This window comes from Paenibacillus lautus NBRC 15380, from assembly GCF_004000945.1.
Taxonomy (GTDB): Bacteria; Bacillota; Bacilli; order Paenibacillales; family Paenibacillaceae; genus Paenibacillus_AQ; species Paenibacillus_AQ lautus.
This window is the reverse complement of the sequence record NZ_BIMF01000017.1, coordinates 1-18,673: the sequence shown is the minus strand read 5'-3', so window position 1 is coordinate 18,673 and position 18,673 is coordinate 1. Positions and strand designations below refer to the sequence as shown.

At 51.8% G+C, this 18,673-nt stretch carries 15 protein-coding genes; 9 read left to right on the top strand and 6 right to left on the bottom strand.

What is annotated here, in order from left to right; translation table 11 throughout:
• Positions 1–40: 40 nt before the first annotated feature.
• The 5 genes from PLA01S_RS24025 to PLA01S_RS24005 all read right to left on the bottom strand — a co-directional run bounded on the left by PLA01S_RS24025 (position 41) and on the right by PLA01S_RS24005 (position 5,737).
• Entirely contained in the window at positions 41–3,256 is a 3,216-nt protein-coding gene (locus PLA01S_RS24025; RefSeq protein ID WP_127594345.1) for an efflux RND transporter permease subunit, read from the bottom strand.
• A 26-nt stretch (positions 3,257–3,282) separates the two neighbouring features.
• Complete coding sequence (locus tag PLA01S_RS24020; protein ID WP_127594344.1) at positions 3,283–4,236, bottom strand: TetR/AcrR family transcriptional regulator; 954 nt, start codon at positions 4,234–4,236, stop codon at positions 3,283–3,285.
• Positions 4,237–4,386: 150 nt separating this feature from the next.
• Positions 4,387–4,701 carry a DMT family transporter gene (locus tag PLA01S_RS24015; protein ID WP_127594343.1) on the bottom strand — a complete coding sequence of 105 codons (315 nt, stop codon included), beginning with the start codon at positions 4,699–4,701 and terminating at the stop codon, positions 4,387–4,389.
• The gene (locus PLA01S_RS24010) at positions 4,701–5,042 is read right to left on the bottom strand and encodes a DMT family transporter (RefSeq protein ID WP_127594342.1); all 342 of its coding nucleotides are present in this window, start codon (positions 5,040–5,042) and stop codon (positions 4,701–4,703) included. The genes PLA01S_RS24015 and PLA01S_RS24010 overlap by 1 nt, the downstream gene beginning before the upstream one ends.
• A gap of 98 nt (positions 5,043–5,140) precedes the next feature.
• Positions 5,141–5,737 carry a TetR/AcrR family transcriptional regulator gene (locus PLA01S_RS24005; RefSeq protein WP_100540975.1) on the bottom strand — a complete coding sequence of 199 codons (597 nt, stop codon included), beginning with the start codon at positions 5,735–5,737 and terminating at the stop codon, positions 5,141–5,143.
• A gap of 204 nt (positions 5,738–5,941) precedes the next feature.
• On the opposite strand from PLA01S_RS24005, the gene cls reads away from it, so the two are divergent.
• Positions 5,942–7,444: a cardiolipin synthase gene (gene cls / locus PLA01S_RS24000; protein WP_127594341.1), complete on the top strand. Its 1,503-nt coding sequence runs from the start codon at positions 5,942–5,944 to the stop codon at positions 7,442–7,444.
• 72 nt (positions 7,445–7,516) lie between these two features.
• On the opposite strand, the gene PLA01S_RS23995 is transcribed toward cls, so the two are convergent.
• Positions 7,517–9,070 (bottom strand): phospholipase D family protein, encoded by a 1,554-nt coding sequence (locus PLA01S_RS23995; RefSeq protein ID WP_246059801.1) that lies wholly within the window; start codon positions 9,068–9,070, stop codon positions 7,517–7,519.
• A 310-nt stretch (positions 9,071–9,380) separates the two neighbouring features.
• Between PLA01S_RS23995 and fni the strand changes: the two genes are divergently transcribed.
• The 8 genes from fni to PLA01S_RS23955 form a co-directional block, all read left to right on the top strand.
• On the top strand, positions 9,381–10,496 hold the full coding sequence (gene fni / locus PLA01S_RS23990) for a type 2 isopentenyl-diphosphate Delta-isomerase (protein WP_127594339.1): 1,116 nt from the start codon (positions 9,381–9,383) through the stop codon (positions 10,494–10,496).
• Positions 10,497–10,682: 186 nt separating this feature from the next.
• A complete protein-coding gene (gene ychF / locus PLA01S_RS23985; protein ID WP_015737759.1) occupies positions 10,683–11,783 on the top strand; it encodes a redox-regulated ATPase YchF in 1,101 nt (366 codons plus the stop codon).
• A gap of 215 nt (positions 11,784–11,998) precedes the next feature.
• The gene (gene prfA / locus PLA01S_RS23980) at positions 11,999–13,066 is read left to right on the top strand and encodes a peptide chain release factor 1 (RefSeq protein ID WP_127594338.1); all 1,068 of its coding nucleotides are present in this window, start codon (positions 11,999–12,001) and stop codon (positions 13,064–13,066) included.
• Between the two features lie 4 nt (positions 13,067–13,070).
• On the top strand, positions 13,071–13,961 hold the full coding sequence (gene prmC / locus PLA01S_RS23975; protein WP_127594337.1) for a peptide chain release factor N(5)-glutamine methyltransferase: 891 nt from the start codon (positions 13,071–13,073) through the stop codon (positions 13,959–13,961).
• 133 nt (positions 13,962–14,094) lie between these two features.
• Positions 14,095–15,282: an FtsW/RodA/SpoVE family cell cycle protein gene (locus tag PLA01S_RS23970; protein ID WP_100540969.1), complete on the top strand. Its 1,188-nt coding sequence runs from the start codon at positions 14,095–14,097 to the stop codon at positions 15,280–15,282.
• Positions 15,283–15,590: 308 nt separating this feature from the next.
• The gene (locus PLA01S_RS23965) at positions 15,591–16,769 is read left to right on the top strand and encodes an FtsW/RodA/SpoVE family cell cycle protein (protein WP_127594336.1); all 1,179 of its coding nucleotides are present in this window, start codon (positions 15,591–15,593) and stop codon (positions 16,767–16,769) included.
• Between the two features lie 250 nt (positions 16,770–17,019).
• Positions 17,020–17,715: a stage II sporulation protein R gene (gene spoIIR, locus PLA01S_RS23960; RefSeq protein ID WP_127594335.1), complete on the top strand. Its 696-nt coding sequence runs from the start codon at positions 17,020–17,022 to the stop codon at positions 17,713–17,715.
• 197 nt (positions 17,716–17,912) lie between these two features.
• Positions 17,913–18,673: L-threonylcarbamoyladenylate synthase (locus PLA01S_RS23955; protein WP_164817508.1), on the top strand; the 761-nt coding region annotated here is incomplete at its 3' end.

The window sequence follows — 18,673 nt, the reverse complement described above, 5'->3', positions numbered from 1 at the left end:
CGGTCTCCTAGTGTAGGAAGCCGGGGCTTTGGTGTTCTGCTTAATCTTCGATTCTTTTCTTGCTGAACTTCATCAGGAACTCGTACACGATAGGTACCACCACGAGCGTGAGCAGCGTCGAACTGATCAGACCGCCGATAACCGTAATGCCGAGACCTTTTGAGATGATGCCTGCGCTGTTCTCCCAGCCGAATACGAGAGGCAGGAGAGCGCCGATGGTTGCGAGTGCCGTCATCAGGATTGGACGAAGACGGGTAGCTCCGGCTTCAAGCAGGGCTTCGCGGGTGCTCATTCCTTCGCGTTCCATATGGATCACGCGGTCGATCAATACAATCGCATTGGTCACGACGATACCGATCAGCATGAGTACGCCCATGAGTGCAGACACGTTCAGTGTCTCGCCTGTGACGAGCAAGCCGATAATGGCTCCGATGACAATGAACGGCAGTGAGAACAGGATGGCGAACGGTGCGAGACCGCCACCGAATGTAACCACAAGCACAAAGTATACAATCGCAATGGCTGCCAGCATGGCGAGTCCAAGCTGTCCGAAGGTTTCGTTGATTTGCTCGGTGACGCCTCCGAACTGGACGGAAACGCCGTCTGGAAGCTCAAGCTTGTTCACTTCAGTCTCCAGGTTGGTGGAGGCCGACCCTACATCGCTGGACAGGATATCGGCTGTAACGGTCACAACCATTTTCCCGTCGATGCGCATAATGGAATCTGGAGTCGTTCCTTTTTCCACCTTGGCTACATCCTTGATCGGTACTTCGATCCCGAGCGGAGAGGTGACGGTTTCGTTCTCGATTTCCTTTATGCTCTTATAGGTTTTGCTGTCCGTCTCAATGTAAACATTGTAGGTCTTGTCCTCAATTTCGACTTCGGTCAAGACCGGACGTTCCCGTACCGGAGCCAGCTTCATCGCGAGTTGTCCTGCTGTCAGGCCAAGGGAGCTCAGCTTCTCTTGGTCGGCAACCAGCGTATACTGCTCGAACGCTTCGGACAAGCTGGTTTCTGCATTGTCAAAGGTTGCGGTATCCTTGTTTGCGAGCTCTGCGATTTGATCAGCCACCGGCTTGATCTGCTCCAGAGAATCGCCAAAGACGTTAACCGTTAACTGGCTGCCGCCAAAGCCGCCGGCCGCCATGTCCATATTGGACCAAGTACCATCCGGCACTTCCTTGGCAAGATCCTCGACAAGCGCTTTTTTAACATCTTCGAAGTTTTTCGTGTCCGGGTCATACATAATATAGAACAATCCGGAATTGGCCGATCCCATGCCAAGCGGATTGCTGCCGCCGATGGAGTACTGCATCGTTTGCACGCCAGGCTGATCCAGGATCAATTTCTCCGCTTGTAATGCGCGTTCCTCTACATCCTCCAGCATGACGCCAGGTTCAGGAGAATATGTCACCATGGCATATTTGTCTTCCTGTTCAGGTATAAAGCTAACTCCAAGGTACTTCGTCAGGAACAAGCTTCCTGCCAATAATACGATGGCTGCCAGGAATGTAATGGCTTTGTGATTCAGCGTCCATTTCAGAATGGAACGATACCCGCGGGCCATTGCGCCCGGTTTCTCTGCATGATCATGTTTGTTCTTCAAGCCTTTGCGGAACAGGCTGTGCGCCATGGCGGGCACAAGCGTGATCGCCACGACCAGGGAAGCGAGCAGTGCGAAGACCATCGTCAATGCAAATGGCATGAACAGCTCTCCGACCATACCGCTGACCAGGGTAAGCGGCAGGAATACCGCGATGGTTACGATGGTGGAGGACATGATCGGTACAAACATTTCACGTGTAGCAGCGCTAATGAGCGCTCGGCCCGTCAACTTCTCGGTCGAGAGGGACATGCGCCGGTAGATATTCTCGATTACGACGATCGAGTCATCGACAACCCGGCCGATGGCAACGGTCATGGCACCGAGCGACATCATATTTAGGGTGATATCCATTTGTCTCAGGCACAGAACCGCAATCAGCAAGGACAATGGAATCGAAATGATCGATATAATCGTCGAACGGATATTGCGCAGGAAGACCATAATGATCAGAACGGCGAACAGCGCGCCGAATAATGCCTTGGAAAGCATCGTATGAACAGAGTCTTCAATCGGCTTGCCTTGGTCCAGCATGATCGTCAGATCCATGCCCGGATAAAGGCCTCTCAATTCTTCGGCCTTGTCTTTGACCTGATTGACAACGTCAACCGTATTGGCGTCGTTGGCTTTCACGATTTGGATACCGATCGATTCCTTCCCGTTGGTGCGGGAGATGGATTCCGAGGTTCCGATAACTTCAATTTTGGCAATCTCGCTGAGTTTTATGGTTGGAATGCCGGTTGGAACGGCAGGAGCACCGCTTGGTCCTCCGGCAGCCGCACCAGCTCCAGGAGCGCCTTGTTGACCTGCCCCAGCTGCGTCACCGGGAGGCTGCTGCGATGGTTGTTGACCTGCCCCGGCATTCGGAGCACCCGCTCCGGCAGATGCATCTGCGCCGCCGCCACCCGGAATAACCGGAATAGCGATATTCTTCAGATCGTCAATGCCGATGATGCCGCCATCAATGGCAACGGCCTTCTGGGATTTTTCCATTTCGAACATGCCGAGCGGAACGTACAGTGCGGAACCCTGTACGATACCTTTGACGGTATCCTCCGTCAGGCCGAGCTCGTTCAGTTTGTCCTGATTAAACTTAAGCTGTACTTCGTTCACGAATTGTCCGGCTACCTGGATGGAAGCAACGCCGTCCAAATCCTCCAGCTCAGGAACGATGTCATTCTCTGTAATACGTGTCAATTCATCCAATGCCATATTGTCTTTGTTCGCAATACTTAGGGAGACAACCGGCATGGAGCTCATGCTGAATTTGGATATGGTAGGTTTCTGAGCGTCATCGGGCAGCTTTACCTCGTTAATGGCTTCACGAACAGCAGCCGTAGCGTTGTCCAGATCACTACCATAATCAAACTCAACCATGACATTGGCTGCATTCTCCATGGAAGTGGAGGTTACGGTTTTGACGCCGTCGATATTGCGGAGTCTCGTCTCGAGCGGTTTGGTGACATCCTCCACAACACCTTCAGGGGCTGCACCGGGATAGATCGCAGTGACACTTAAGAACGGGACGTTAATATCCGGAATGGTTTCTTGCTTCATTGTCAGTCCGCTGTATAACCCACCGAAGCTGACGATGATGGTCAGCAGCCAGATCGCAAACTTGTTGCGCAGCGAGAAATTGATAATTCCTTTCATTAGGCGATTCTCTCCTCTCCAGAACTCTATGTCTCTAACTTGGACTCATTTCCCTGCATAATTCCACCGGGCGTAAGATAGCTTTCAAGCACAGTAACGATGGTGCCCTTGAGCTCCGTAAACAATGCTTCAAGGTCCTCGATCCCCTCCAGGTTAGCAAGCATTCCTTTCAGAACGGCCCTGCTGGGCTGGAGGGCAAGCAGTTCCTTCTCCATAATATTGAGCGACTCCATTGCATCTTCCCGGACATCCGGCTCCACCTGAATCTTCTTGAGCTCGTTCTTCATCGCCTTAATGACGATGAGCGGGTGACGCGTCGTGCGGATGTCGGTCTGGCATAATTGGCCCAATTGCCCAACCGCCTCCATCGGAATCAAGGGCTCGGGCCGTCTGCGCAGAATGCTGGCTACGATATCATCGAGCAGTTGGATCTGGTGATCTGCCGTGATTCCCACATTCAAATGGAATCCCGGCATGAACAGGAAACGGATATACGAGCCCAGCATGCTGGCCATAAACATGCCGATCTCCATCGTATACGGCTCCACGTCCGGTCCATAAATGGTTTTAAGCTTATTGTTAAACCACTGCAATGCAGCGAGCATTTCCTGCCGCATGTTTTCCTTGTCAAAGGGCGGTTTTCCCGGCATCTGATCATGGAACTGCTTCATGAGAAATTCCCGGATCTCCAGAAAATGGATCAAAAGCACTTCCGTCTGCTTGCGCAGCTGCTCCTTGGGCGCAAGCAGCGGATCGTGGTCGACCCGGAGAATCTCGTCTTTAATCCGGCTTGCGATATGCTCGAAAATGCTCTTTTCCAGTTCCTCTTTGGACTTGAAATGAAGATAGAGGCTGCCTTTCGACATCCCGCATACTTCGGCGATTTCCTGCATGGAGGTAACCGAAGAGCCCTTCGCGGAAAACAGCTGCATCGCAGTGATGAGAATTTGCTGTCGTTTTTCTGCCGTTTTATCAGCCAATTAATAACTCACCTCGCTTGAGAACTTTGCGGTTCTTGGATTGACCATAAGGTCAAGAATTATTATATATGAAAAAGAACGACCGTTTCAACTTTACTACGGTCGTCCTTTTCGTTAGGTTCTGAAAACTTATGAAATTATACGAAAAAATCAACTGATCAATTTCAGGCCGACAGCCGAGCACAGAATCATGGCGATAAACAGCACCCGCCGCCACTCCTTTGGTTCCCCGAACAGGAACATCCCGGTGATCGCGCCGCCCGCGGTCCCGATTCCCGTCCAGATAGCGTAAGCAGTCCCCATAGGCAGTATGGTCATGGCGTAGGAGAGAAGGGAGAAGCTGGCGGCAAAAGATACGGCCAAAATCAGTACATAACGCCATCCCTTGCGCTCCGACACGCCTTTGATGCCGATGACGCCGCCGATTTCGAATAATCCGGCAAATACAAGAGCAACCCAGGCCATTACTTACTCACCTCCGGTTCTGCATGATCCGCCGTAACCAGCTTCAGGCCGATCACACCTGCCAGCAGCACGCAGATCAGAAGCACCTTGAGCAGTTTAAACGGTTCTCCGAAGAACAGCATTTCGGAAGCGACCGTTCCGGCTGTGCCGATTCCCGTGAAGACGGCATACACCGTTCCGACCGGCAGCCGTTTGGCTGCCTCGATAATAAGATAGAAGCTGACTGCAATGGCGGCTACGGTTCCAAGCCATTCCAAGATGTTAGAGGAATGCTTCAAACCCATAACCCATATCACTTCAACCACCCCAGCAAGCAGCACAAAAACCCAGTTGCGATTCATTATGATTGTCACTCCTTTTATGAATACAACAGTAACCCCTCACGGCTACCGATTCCTATTCTCCTTAAGCCTCTTTATCATGCGTAGAACAGGAGACATTAACTCTTGTGGGTATACCTTTGCTTCGTTACTCCTAACCAATACACAGGCCAAGCGGCCACGAGCCGCCTCATGGCCCGTTCTTCTCCGCCGTACACGGTCTCCAGATGGATTCCGTCCAGCAAGGTCATATAGGCAATTGCGGCATTCCGCGGATAACGGATGATGCGTCCGTGCACCGGGCATCCTGCGGCAAGCAGTTTGGACAGGTTCTCCTCCTGCTGGTCCAGCAATGGATACACCATCCCCATCACTTCGTCATACAGCGCGCTTGGCGGGAAGAAGGCCATCCGCAAGAAGAACCGGACTTCATCATCCAGGCGATAAGCTTGCAGACGGCTTTCTAGAAAGCCGTGCAGCTGCTGCTCCAGCGGCCAATCCGCATGGTCGAGGAAATACGCTACCATCAAGTCCTCTTGACGCTGGAATACGTCCTGAAGCACCTGCAGGAACAAATCCTGTTTGCTTGAAAAATGAGCATAAATCGAGGGTTTCTTAATTCCGCAATCATCAGCGATATGTTTCAGCGATGCCCCTTCGTAACCGTTCTTGGCGAAGTGGGCAAGGGCGGATTGTTTAATGTTGGCGGCACTCATAATCATCCTCCTAACTAACGATCGTTAGTTATATTTCTAGCAAATAGTTTTAGCATTGTCAATATCTTATTTTTGAGCATCGGGCCTTGTCGGCTCAAAGAGAACAGTCTTTAGTTCCTGGGGGAGATCATGTAGAATATGGGTGATCGGCATCGTACATACAAAAGAGACGAAAAACGATGAATAAACAAGGGGTATACGGACATGAGAAAGGGAATTGAGGCTGTACTGATCACCGCGCTTTTGTTCGCGTTTTATTATTTTGGCATGGATTATTTCGGGAAGACGACCGGGACCATTATCGGGATATTCTCCACCTTAACCGTAGTATCCATCGGCTTCATGATTTTTATGGAGAATCGCCATCCCAGCAGCACCATGGCCTGGATTCTGCTGCTGGCACTTGTCCCGATCGTCGGGCTTGTCTTTTATTTTTTGTTCGGACAGAATTATTTCAAACGGAGAAAATACGACAAAAAAGCGCGGAGGGACGGCCTGGTGTACACCAGCGAGGTCCTTCGCAAAAGCACTCCGGACGTCTCCTGCTTCAAGCCGGAAGTGCAGCAGCTCCTTCAGCTGTCTGCCCGGCTGGCGCGGACGCCGATTTCCTTCTCAAGCGAAACGCGGGTACTGACCGATGGGGAAGAGACCTTCGAGGCCTTGATCGCGGAGCTGGAACAGGCAACGCATCATATCCATATGGAATATTACATTTACCGGCCGGATGCCATCGGAACGCAGATCCAGGAAATTTTGATACGGAAGGCGAGAAAAGGGGTTGCCGTGCGGTTTATGGTGGACGCCGTTGGCAGCTTGCAGCTGCCGCCTACCTTCCTGCAGGAGATGAGGGATGCGGGCATACAGGTTGCCGTATTCGGCAGTCCCAAGACGATATTCTTCACGAGCCGCGTGAATTACCGCAATCACCGCAAAATCGTTGTTATTGACGGCAGTGTCGGATTCGTGGGCGGATTGAATGTGGGGGATGAGTACTTAAGCCGCAGTAAGGCATTCGGTTTCTGGCGCGATACCCATATGCTTGTTCGTGGAGAGGCTGTCCGAACGCTCCAGGTTGTCTTTCTGCAGGATTGGCAGTACATGACGGGGGAGCAGCCAAGTGAGCCGATCTATTATTCACCGGATTTGCTGGAGAACCGTGCCGGTGCCGTCCAGATTATCGCAAGCGGACCTGACAATGAGCGAAGAGCCCTGAAAAACATCTTCTTCTCCATGATTGTGTCTGCTCGCAAGTCGGTATGGCTGGCTACGCCTTATTTTATACCGGATGAAGACATATTCACCGCGCTCAGGGTTGCCGCCTTGTCCGGTCTTGATGTGCGGATTCTGTTTCCGTCGAAACCGGACAAATGGCTGCCCTTCCTGGCTTCCCACTCCTATTTTCCGGCTCTGCTGGATGCCGGGGTAAGGGTGTATGAATATGAAAAAGGGTTTATGCACTCGAAGCTATTGATCGTTGACGGCGAGGTCGCAACCATTGGCACAGCTAACATGGACATGCGGAGCTTCCACCTTAATTTTGAGGTTAATGCATTACTCGTTCATACGGAAAGCGTAGGCAGGCTGGTATCCGATTTCGAGCAGGACCTGGAATCCGCCATCCTGTACGACCGCAATCATACCCGTAAAAAAAGAATCATGACCCGGCTGCTGGAGTCGGCTGCCCGGCTGATGTCACCTCTGCTGTAAGCGGTGGAGGTGGGTAACTGGCGGTACATACCGGCACTTTATGCGCGTACATACATAATTATTGAAAGAATTTTAAAAGGTAGTGAAACCCAGCCATTTTTGCAGTTTAAACAGGATGTCCTTCATCCATGTCGTTTTTCCCTGATAAGCCTCGGCTTCGAGACTAAAGGCTGCGCCTTCGTTGAACCATATCCGATGAAAGTAACGGTCCAGGTCCCGGGTGAGCGGATGATCCTTAGGTGCGGCTATCCACAGATTGTTTTCCAAATTGAGATCGGCCAGATTCCGCTTGGTGAAATTGGTTGACCCACCGGTAATCACGGACTTGCCTGTCGGTTTGGCAATGTACATGAGCTTGGTATGATACTGCTCTGTACCGGTGTTGTACCAGCGGATGGAAATGTTCCCCTTGGATTTCTTGATGAGCTCAGCGGCAGCCGGACGGTTGGGGATGCCGATCTTATCCCGGCCGAAGGCGTTCTGGTTCGGATCCAGAATGAGGCGTATATCAACGCCACGGTCCGAGGCTTTTAGAAGCTGGTCCATGACGTTGCTGTCAGCCAGATAGAACATCCCCATCCAGAGCGTGTCCCCGGGCTGTGATTGCCCAATGGCCTCCAGAACATATTTATAGATTTTCCCTTCCGTCAAATAACGAACATCGACATCGTTTGCTTGACCAGAAGGTTGCACGGGTGGGTTAGAGCCCGGCTCATACTCCGGCAGTTTGATGGGGCTTGTAAGGTTAACGGCGGCTTGCTCGGCTGCAAGCATATCCCCGATGATGTCCCCGCTCGTTTCGAAGGCGATGTTCGAGTGGAACGCACTGGCATCATGGATGTTGGCCGAAGTGACCAGTGCGGTGTTCTCGCTGATGACGACTTTACGGTGATTGGCCTTCACGTTCAGCAGCTTCAGATAGGAGCGGACCGTAATATCAGGTGCTTCGTTTGCCATCAGATTGGGGAGTGTCCCCTGGCCCGATTGGCCGAACCACTGGACGAACGTACGCCATACGGCGGAATAGGCGGGCGTGGAGTCCCGCAGCCGGTCGACATCGGTGATGATCACATGAATGCCGGCAGCCTTCATGGTCTCGAATTCTGGCAGCGAATAAGAGCCGTATCCGGTGTTCACTTCATCGGAAATAAAGAAGATATCCATGTCGGGATATTTCTTTTTATGGGAAACAAGGCGATGGGCAAGCTCTTCGCTGACTTCGGGGAATTCCTGACCTTTATGGGTGTAGCCGTTGAACAGAAACATATCGATAACCAAGAACTTTCGGGATTCATCGATAATTTGACCGATGCGTGGTCCGATTTCACGATCATGTACCGGTTGACCGTCCGGTCCGGGATAGGTCAGGTCAGTCCACATTTTAACGTCGCTCTGGTAGAGCGGGCTTTCATAGGAGATCCCCTTCGGTAGCGGCTTATGAGTCTGATAGACCATTACGCCGATGAGCCATAGTATAAGAAGGACAAGGCAGATGAAAATCGCTGTTCGTGTTCGGGAGCTTTTGGTATCCGGTTTCCCTGGTACGAGCTGCGTCCCTGGATCGCCTGCATCGCTTGTATGTAGATCCTCTGAATTGCGGTTATGAATGAAATGGTGGAAACCCAATATAGCCCATCCTCCTATCGCTGTCATATACCGTTAATTAACATGAAAGTCCTGCTCTGACGCACTCTTCGTTTCTGCAATTCAGAAAGTGTGAGATTTGGAGCCTGAGTTGATCCTAGGAAGCCGGGGTAGAATGATATTCGGGTTTGTTTTTTCAAAATATGCGGTAGAATGGGTGAAGATCGAGTCGTTTATATTGTTGCTTAAGGATGATGTGCATATCCATGCAGCCGGGACAACCTGTGATGCCAATGATATGCTTATATATGGGTTATTTAAAGGATGAGCGAAGTGGATAAGGAGGCACGGGATGAATTCAGAACATAAAGAGACTGCGGGTAAACCTGCTGAAACCATTTCAGGCAGAGGATTGGAAAGACCCGAGGGCAGGCTGATGCCGGAAGTGTCCACGGGCGAACGGAAAATAGAGCATGTACGTTTATGCTTGAATGAGGAAGTAGGCTCCGTGGGAGTAACCACAGGTTTTGAACGTTACCGCTTCCGTCACTCCGCACTGCCGGAAATCGACTTTGACGATATTAAGCTGGACACTACATTTCTTGATTTTTCCGTACGAACACCTTTTCTGATCAGCTCCATGACTGGCGGAAGCAAGGCCACCGGAGAGATCAATAGACGTCTGGCTGAAGCAGCGGAACGGCGCGGCTGGGCTCTTGGGGTAGGCTCCGTGCGCGCCGCGGTGGAGAAGGAAGAGCTTGCTCCTACTTTCCGTGTCCGGGAGAGTGCGCCGAGCGTGCCGGTTATCGCCAACCTTGGAGCGGTGCAGCTGAACTATGGCTTTGGCCTTAACGATTGTCAGCGGGCGGTGGATATCGCGGGCGCGGACATGCTGGTTCTTCATCTAAACGGACTTCAAGAGGTGTTTCAGCCGGAAGGGAATACCCGGTTTGGCCGTTTGCTTGGGCGAATTGAGGATCTGTGCCGTACGCTGTCGGTACCGGTCGGCATTAAAGAAGTCGGCTGGGGAATCGATGGTGAAACGGCGCGGAACCTGCTGAATGTCGGGGCGGCCTTCATCGACGTGGCTGGTGCGGGCGGTACCTCGTGGAGCCAGGTTGAAAAATTCCGCAGCCCGGATCCGGTTCGCCGCGCTGCGGCTGAGGCTTTCGCCGGGTGGGGCAATCCAACCGCGGAATGCATCGTGGAGGTGCGCGAAGCTGCGCCAACCTGTGCGCTTATCGGCAGCGGCGGACTGCAGAGCGGCGTCGATGCGGCTAAAGCGCTCTCGCTTGGCGCCGATCTGGCCGGCTTCGGGCGTGGACTCCTGGGATCGGCGGTCGATTCGGTGGAAGCGCTGGATCAGCGGCTTGCCCAGGTGGAGTTGGAGCTGCGGACGGCGATGTTCGGAATCGGCGCGGCGAATATCGATGCGCTGAGGTCAACCAAACGGCTGATTCGTGTTTAAATGGCCGGGGGGATTTGCGGGATCCACATTAAAGCGATGGCAGTATATTCGTGTTGAAGTCTATCGGGTATCTGCTATAATTAATAAGATTGTTTAACAGGCGATTAGTAGCTTCGGCGATAAGAACCGAAGCTGTGTAATACTTACCAATTAAAGAAGTAAACCTGATAAGGAGTTGTCACATAAATGGCTTTAAAAGCAGGAATCGTCGGTTTGCCAAACGTCGGCAAATCAACATTGTTTAATGCGATCACGCAAGCGGGCGCCGAATCGGCCAACTATCCGTTCTGTACGATTGATCCTAACGTCGGCGTCGTGGAAGTGCCGGATGAGCGCCTCGACAAACTGACCGAACTGGTTCAGCCGAACAAAACGGTACCAACCGCTTTTGAATTCGTGGACATCGCGGGCTTGGTTCGCGGGGCAAGCAAAGGGGAAGGTCTCGGGAACAAGTTTCTTGCCCATATTCGTGAAGTGGATGCCATCGTTCATGTTGTTCGCTGCTTTGAAGACGAGAACATTACCCACGTTGACGGTAAAGTGAACCCGGTCAGCGACATCCAGACGATTAATCTGGAGCTGATCCTTGCGGATCTCGACAGCGTGGAGAAGCGGATCGACCGCGCGAAGAAGAACATGAAGGGCGGCAACAAGCAGTATGCTCAGGAGGTAGAACTGCTGGAGCGCTTGAAGGAAGCACTTTACAACGATCAACCGGCGCGCAGCGTGGAACTGAGCGATGATGAGAAGCTGATTGTTCGTGATTTGCACCTGCTGACATTGAAGCCGGTGTTATATGCGGCTAACCTGAGCGAGGACGGCGTTGCGGAAGCCGACAGCAATCCTTACGTGCAGCAGGTTCGTGATTTCGCGGCTGCGGAGAACGCGATCGTGGTTCCGATCAGCGCGAAGGTTGAAGCTGAGATTGCCGAGCTTGAGGGCGAGGACAAAGCGATGTTCCTTGAGGAGCTGGGGCTGGAAGAATCCGGTTTGAACCGTCTCATTAAGGCGGCTTACAGTCTTCTGGGATTGTACACCTACTTTACGGCAGGCGTGCAGGAAGTACGTGCCTGGACGATCCGCAAAGGAACGAAGGCTCCGCAAGCGGCAGGCGTGATCCATACCGACTTCGAACGGGGCTTCATTCGTGCGGAGGTCGTAGCTTACGATGACCTGGTTGCGGCCGGATCGATGAACGGCGCGAAGGAACGCGGACAGCTTCGTCTGGAAGGCAAAGAGTACGTTGTGAATGACGGCGATGTGATGCACTTCCGTTTCAATGTGTAGCAATTGAACGATTCAAAGGCCATGGCTCCATGTCACTTTGTGCATGGGACCGTGGTTTTTTTGAAGGGGAGAACCTTTACCGTCCGGTCAACTGCCTGCTAGTCAAATACGTCGTTTCATGGTAAAATAAAAAGTCGTTTACACTTCATTGTTGATGCGAAATGGAGTGCAAAAAGACATATCTTCAGGAATATATCTTAGAGAGGTGAATTCCTTTGTTGGACCGATTACAATCCCTTGCGGATCGTTACGAGAAGTTAAGTGAGCTGTTGTGCGATCCTGATGTCGCTAATGATTCCAAGAAGCTCAGGGATTATTCCAAAGAACAATCCGATTTACAGCCTGCTTATGAGGCTTATGTTGAATATAAAAATGTTATTGAAGAACTCGAAGCTGCCAAAACCATGCAGGGCGAAAAGTTGGACGACGAAATGCGCGAAATGGTGAAAATGGAGATCGAGGAGCTTACCCAGCGCGAGCGCGAGTTGGCGGAGAAGATTCGGATCTTGCTGCTGCCGAAGGACCCGAATGATGATAAGAACGTGATCATCGAGATTCGCGGCGCAGCCGGCGGCGACGAGGCGGCACTGTTTGCTTCCGACCTGTACCGGATGTATACCCGTTATGCGGATACCCAGGGCTGGAAGGTTGAACTGATGGATGTCAACACGAACGATCTGGGCGGCTTCAAGGAAGTGATCTTCATGATCAATGGCCGCGGCGCTTACAGTAAAATGAAATTTGAGAGCGGCGCGCACCGTGTGCAGCGTATTCCGGCTACGGAATCCGGCGGTCGTATCCATACCTCCACCTCCACCGTGGCGGTCATGCCGGAGGCGGAAGAAGTGGATATCGAAATCCATGACAAGGACATCCGCGTGGATACCTTCTGCTCCAGTGGTGCAGGCGGTCAGTCCGTTAACACCACCAAATCGGCGGTACGCGTAACGCATATCCCGACGGGGATCGTGGCTACGTGTCAAGACGGCAAATCGCAGAACTCCAATAAAGATAAGGCGCTGCAGGTGCTTCGTGCTCGTATCTTTGATATGATGCGCCAAGAGGAAGAAGCGAAGTATGCCGGGGAACGGAAGAGCAAGGTAGGTACAGGTGACCGCAGTGAGCGGATCCGTACGTACAACTTCCCGCAAAGCCGTGTAACCGATCACCGGATCGGACTTACCGTTCACAAGCTGGATCAAGTGATGAACGGTGAGATTGAAGAGATCGTTTCGGCGCTGACCCTTGCGGAGCAGGCTGAAGCGATGGAAAAAGGAGTATAACGCTTTGAAGCGGACGATATTTGAATTGACGCCGCAGCGCAGCATAAGAGAAGCCTTTGTGGAGGCTTCTTCTTTTTTAGACGGCATGCGGGTAATGGAGCCGCAGCGGAATGCGCAGCTGCTGCTGGAGCATGTGCTGGGATTGTCGGGAACCTCATATTATATGGCGCTCGCGGAGCCGTTTCCGGCGGACCGCCGCCACGCCCTGGAAGAAGCGATCAATCGCAAAGCTCAAGGCGTTCCTGCGCAGTATATTATCGGCGAACAGGAATTTTACGGCCGGCCGTTTGAAGTTACGCCGGCGGTTCTCATTCCGCGTCCGGAATCGGAGCTGCTGGTGGAAGCGGTGCTGAAGTATGGGCAGGGGCTCACTCCGCGATCAAATGATAGGCTACAGGCCATTGATATTGGCACCGGCAGCGGGGCCATTGCCATCACGTTGGCATTGCAGTCCAAAGGATGGGATTTGCATGCGAGCGATATTTCGCCCGATGCGCTGGAAGTTGCCGCGCGGAATGCGAAGCAGCTGAACGCTGATGTCGAGTTCCGGCAGGGGAACCTGCTGGAGCCATTCGCGGGCATGGCCCCGGACATCCTCGTCTCCAACCCGCCGTACATTCCGGCGGAGGATATTGAGGGGCTGCAGCCGGAAGTCCGCGATTATGAGCCGCGAACGGCACTGGACGGCGGGCCGGACGGATTGAATCCGTACCGGATCATGATGGCGCAGCTGCCCTTGCTGACAGCGCCGCCACGGCTGATCGCTTTTGAGCTGGGTATGGGTCAGGCCGAGGATGTGGCGGAGCTTCTGCGAAGTGCAGGGCACTGGGAGGAAATCGTCACGGTGCCGGATTTGGCGGGGATTGACAGGCATGTCTTGGGAATATCCCGTTAATTGTGTTCTGGGTGGATTTCTTTTAAAATAGATGATGGGCTGAGCCGATTAAATTATTGCTGTCGTTCAGATCGCTACATTACCTCAATTGGCAAATCAGTGTGTACAGCTCCGGGCACAGGGGGACCAAAGCATGCTTCAGAAATTCAAGAAGATTGATTTTGTTATCGTTTTTGTACTGTTGATGCTGATGGTTGTCAGTATTACATCGATATATAGTGCCACGCTCGACACCACTGGATTCGAAAAACACCATATCAAGATGGCGATCTTTTATATCCTCGGATTTGCAGCCTTTTTCGGGCTGAGTTTGATTGATTATCGGTTATGGAATAAATACGCACTGCACATATACATCGGCGGGTTATTAACCCTTTTGCTGCCGTCCTTCATCGGCCAGACCAAAAATAATGCCACGGGCTGGATTAATCTTGGTATCGTGGATTTTCAACCTGCGGAATTGTTTAAGCTAGTGCTGATTATATTTATCACCTATATTCTTATTCGTAAGAATAAAGCGAAGTTGTCTTTTTGGCGGGACATCGTACCGATTGGGCTCTTGACGTTTATCCCGTTTGCCGTTGTCATGGTTCAGAATGACTTGGGTAATGGACTAAGTTATATTGTCATCTTGCTTGGGTTGTTATGGATCGGTAATGTGAAGTTTTCGCACGCTCTTATCGGGCTGCTGCTTGTAGCAGGTATTGCTTTTGGTGGAGCACAGGCCTATATCCACTACCATGATGAGATTAAAGAATCAAAAATCATGGAGAGCCGCGGCCACTGGATGGAACGGATTGACCCATGGCTGATACCGGAGAAAGCAACGGCGAAAGCGAGTTACCATACTAACAACGCGAAGCTGGCCATCGCTTCAGGCGGTATGAGCGGAGAAGGGTACTTACAGGGAAGCTCCGTACAATCCTCACGTGTACCTTATACGTATTCGGATTCGATTTTTGTGCAAATTGCAGAGGAATATGGCTTTATCGGTTCTTCCGTTCTGTTGTTGTTATATTTCATCCTCATTCACAGGATGATCTTGATTTCATTGGAAAGCCGGGACAAAGCGGGGCCGTTTCTAATCATCGGTATTGTTGCCATGCTGCTGTATCAAATCTTTGAGAATATCGGCATGTTTATTGGATTGATGCCTTTGACAGGGATTACGCTCCCCTTCATTAGTTATGGCGGGACCTCGCTCATCATTAACATGGCGTGTCTCGGGGTCGTCATGAGTGTAAAGCTGCATGGACAAGAAGTGGAGGAAGATATGCCTAATCCTCAAACGTACCGTTCCGCACCACCTAAACAGGCTTGATTTACGTTTATCGGATTTAGAATCAAAAGAGATGCTATCGAAAGCAGCATCTCTTTTGTATTTTTTGTTGGTACCTACAGGAGGGCCCGTGAATTGTATTAGAGAAGGAAATCTTTTAGAATAATTCATTAGGGGCTAGTAGGCATACTCCTTGAAACGCTCCATTGTAATGCTGCCGTTAGACGTTTTTAACGGGTATCATTTGTATCAACGATAGCGACGTCAAACTTTCTTTCCGATTAATCGTTATATGCCTGTATAGGCAAACCGGGGGGCTAACAGCTCCGGGCACAGGGGGACCATAAAGAATGCTTCAGAAATTTAAGAAGATGGATTACGTTATTGTTTTCGTACTGGTTTTGATGATGGGTATCAGCATTACGTCGATATACAGCACAACCGTTGACACCAAATTTGAGGGCTCTCATCTCCGCATGATTGCTTTTTACATTGTCGGCTTCATTGCTTTTTTTGGAATAAGCCTGCTGGATTACCGGTTGTTGATTAAATATGCTAAATATATTTACTTGGGCGGATTGGCCGTGTTGGTCCTTGTTATGTTTATCGGTAAGGATATCAACGGCGCGCAAGGCTGGATTTACATTGGCAGTTTAAGTATACAGCCTGCCGAATTGTTCAAGCTGATCCTGATTATTTTCCTTTCTTTTGTATTGGTGCGCAAAAACAAACCGCTGCTGTCCTTCTGGAAGGATGTTGTTCCGATTGGACTTTTGGCATTCGTGCCTTTTGTGCTCGTCATGGCCCAGAATGATTTGGGTAACGCGCTCAGTTATGTCGTGATTTTGCTGGGGCTGCTCTGGATCGGGAACGTCAAGTTCTCCCATGCGCTCATTGGGCTTGCGCTTGTGGCAGGCGTGGCCTTCGGCGGCGCGCAGGCCTATATTCATTATCATGATGAGCTGCTGGAATCGAAAATTTTGAAGCCGCACTGGGTGGAACGGATTGATCCGTGGCTCTATCCGGAGAAGGCGACCGCCAAGGCAAGCTACCATACAACGAATGCGAAGCTTGCCATCGCCTCGGGCGGTATGAGCGGCGAGGGTTACATGCAGGGATCGTCGATCCAGTCGGGCAGAGTTCCTTATGCGTACTCCGATTCCATATTTGTGCAGATTGCCGAGGAATTCGGTTTTATCGGATCTTCCATTCTGCTTCTGTTATATTTCATCCTGATCCATCGGCTGATCCTGATTTCCCTGGAATCCCGGGAGCGTGCGGGACCGTTTCTCATTATAGGGATCGTGGCTATGTTCTTATATCAGATCTTCGAGAATATCGGCATGTTTATCGGCTTAATGCCGCTGACCGGGATTACGCTGCCCTTCATCAGTTACGGGGGAACTTCCCTTGTGATCAGTATGGCCAGTCTGGGGGTAGCCATGAGCGTGAAGCTGCATGGACAAGAAGTGGAGGAAGATATGCCTGATCCGCATGCATATCGCCCGGCAGCTTCTAAGCAGGCCTAAACTTTTCCTTGCGGGAAGCTCAATAACCGCTCCAACTCTAGTTTAAAAATGTGGGCATGGAAAACAGATAAACTAAATAATCGAGCTAGGCGAAGATGTGATTCCGAATGGGGATCGCATCTTTTTTTGGTTCGTGCCGCACCCATCTATGATTTTTATATCAAATTGCTAGATTCTACGTTTATATCTTTTTCCGGCGGACATACTGATAGCATCATAGAGTTTCGTCATAGAGAGGCGGTTGTCCGAGATGAAAAATTATAGTGAAACCCTCCGTATTATCGTGAAAAAAATGGTTGTGCTCTTATCCTGTATGTTTATGGTCATCATGGCTTGGGAAGGACAGCAGATTGATGCTTCCGTTGTGGGCGGTCCGATCCCCCAGGAATCGATACGACTTCGCATTCTGGCGAATTCCGATAGCCCGTCCGATCAGCTGGTCAAACGAGAGATTCGTGATTCGGTCGTTGAGCAAATGCAGCTCTGGGTCCTGCAGCTGGAGAACCCGCAAAGCCTGGAGGACGCCAAAGAATTAACCCGGCAGCATCTTCCGGAAATCCGCCAATTGGTGGGTGAAGAGTTGAAGAAAAGAGGAATTACGTACAGTTACACCGTAGAGCTTGGCGTCGTACCATTCCCGACTAAGTTATATGGGGGCACGGTGTATCCGGCCGGCGATTATGATGCGCTGCGGATTACTTTAGGGGAAGGTCAAGGGCAGAACTGGTGGTGCGTCTTGTTCCCGCCGCTTTGTTTCATCGATGGTGGCAGCGGGGATGCGGCGGCGCAGCCTGTTGACACAGGTATTCAAACGGTTTCTGCTGAGTCTGGTGAGGCTTCTCAAGAGGAAACTCCGAAGAATGCAGGCGATAGCGAACCGGAGGTCCGCTTCTTCTTGTGGGATATGTTCCTTGGCATTTGGAACTGGGTGGTAAGCTTGTTCTAAGATTATGAGCGAGCTGATTTTCAATCCTGACCCGGTATGATAAACTTTGATGTAGAAGAGTGCTTTCTCTTTGGCGCGACTGGTTTGAATGGGAACCGGCACGGGACTGAAGAACGAAAAGCGCTTTTTATTTTGGGACATAGGCAAAACTCGCATTGAAGTTTATATATTTCATATACAGAAAGTTTGGGATAGGTATGGAACAGAACGAGAACGGCATGGAACTTAACCAGCAGCGGGATAACGGCTTCCGCCATGCTGCTGCAAAATCAACCCAAGTGTGGCACGTCTCGAACTCGCTTTCCAGGGAGGGCTTGGGCTCGGAGAAGGAAGCGAAGCAGGCACTCAGGGAAGCGGGGCAGGTGCTCGAGCTCGGCGGAACGGTGGCCTTTCCGACGGAAACGGTCTACGGGCTTGGCGCAGACGCCGGCAATACCGAAGCGGTTGAGCGCGTCTTTGCCGCAAAAGGCCGGCCGTCGGACAATCCATTGATCGTGCATATTTCGGAGCTGACTCAGCTCGACGGCTTGGTCCGTCATGTGAATGAGACGGAACGGGCGCTGATGGCAAGGTTCTGGCCTGGGCCGCTGTCGCTGGTACTGCCCGTTAAACCGGGAGCAGTATCCCCTCGTGTGACGGCAGGGCTCGACACCGTTGCCGTGCGGATGCCGGATCACAACGTGGCGCTGGCTTTGATCAGCGCCGCCGGGCGTCCGCTGGCTGCGCCGAGCGCGAACCGTTCCGGTCGGCCAAGTCCGACGCTGGCCAGCCATGTCCTGGAGGATCTGGCAGGGGCGATCGACGGCGTGCTCGACGGCGGCCCGGCCGGGGTGGGCGTCGAGTCGACGGTGGTACAAGTCGGCGAAGACGGCGCCGTCACGGTGCTCCGCCCGGGCGGCGTCACGGCCGAGCAGCTTGCCGCCGTTGCGGCAAGCGTGCGCATGGCCCCGGCGCTGCA

Coding starts and splice junctions, on each gene's coding strand:
- PLA01S_RS24025 (WP_127594345.1), bottom strand. CDS start 3,256: ATGAAAGGAATTATCAATTTCTCGCTGCGCAACAAGTTTGCGATCTGG.
- PLA01S_RS24015 (WP_127594343.1), bottom strand. CDS start 4,701: ATGGCCTGGGTTGCTCTTGTATTTGCCGGATTATTCGAAATCGGCGGC.
- PLA01S_RS24010 (WP_127594342.1), bottom strand. CDS start 5,042: ATGAATCGCAACTGGGTTTTTGTGCTGCTTGCTGGGGTGGTTGAAGTG.
- PLA01S_RS24005 (WP_100540975.1), bottom strand. CDS start 5,737: ATGAGTGCCGCCAACATTAAACAATCCGCCCTTGCCCACTTCGCCAAG.
- cls (WP_127594341.1), top strand. CDS start 5,942: ATGAGAAAGGGAATTGAGGCTGTACTGATCACCGCGCTTTTGTTCGCG.
- fni (WP_127594339.1), top strand. CDS start 9,381: ATGAATTCAGAACATAAAGAGACTGCGGGTAAACCTGCTGAAACCATT.
- ychF (WP_015737759.1), top strand. CDS start 10,683: ATGGCTTTAAAAGCAGGAATCGTCGGTTTGCCAAACGTCGGCAAATCA.
- PLA01S_RS23970 (WP_100540969.1), top strand. CDS start 14,095: ATGCTTCAGAAATTCAAGAAGATTGATTTTGTTATCGTTTTTGTACTG.
- PLA01S_RS23965 (WP_127594336.1), top strand. CDS start 15,591: ATGCTTCAGAAATTTAAGAAGATGGATTACGTTATTGTTTTCGTACTG.
- spoIIR (WP_127594335.1), top strand. CDS start 17,020: ATGAAAAATTATAGTGAAACCCTCCGTATTATCGTGAAAAAAATGGTT.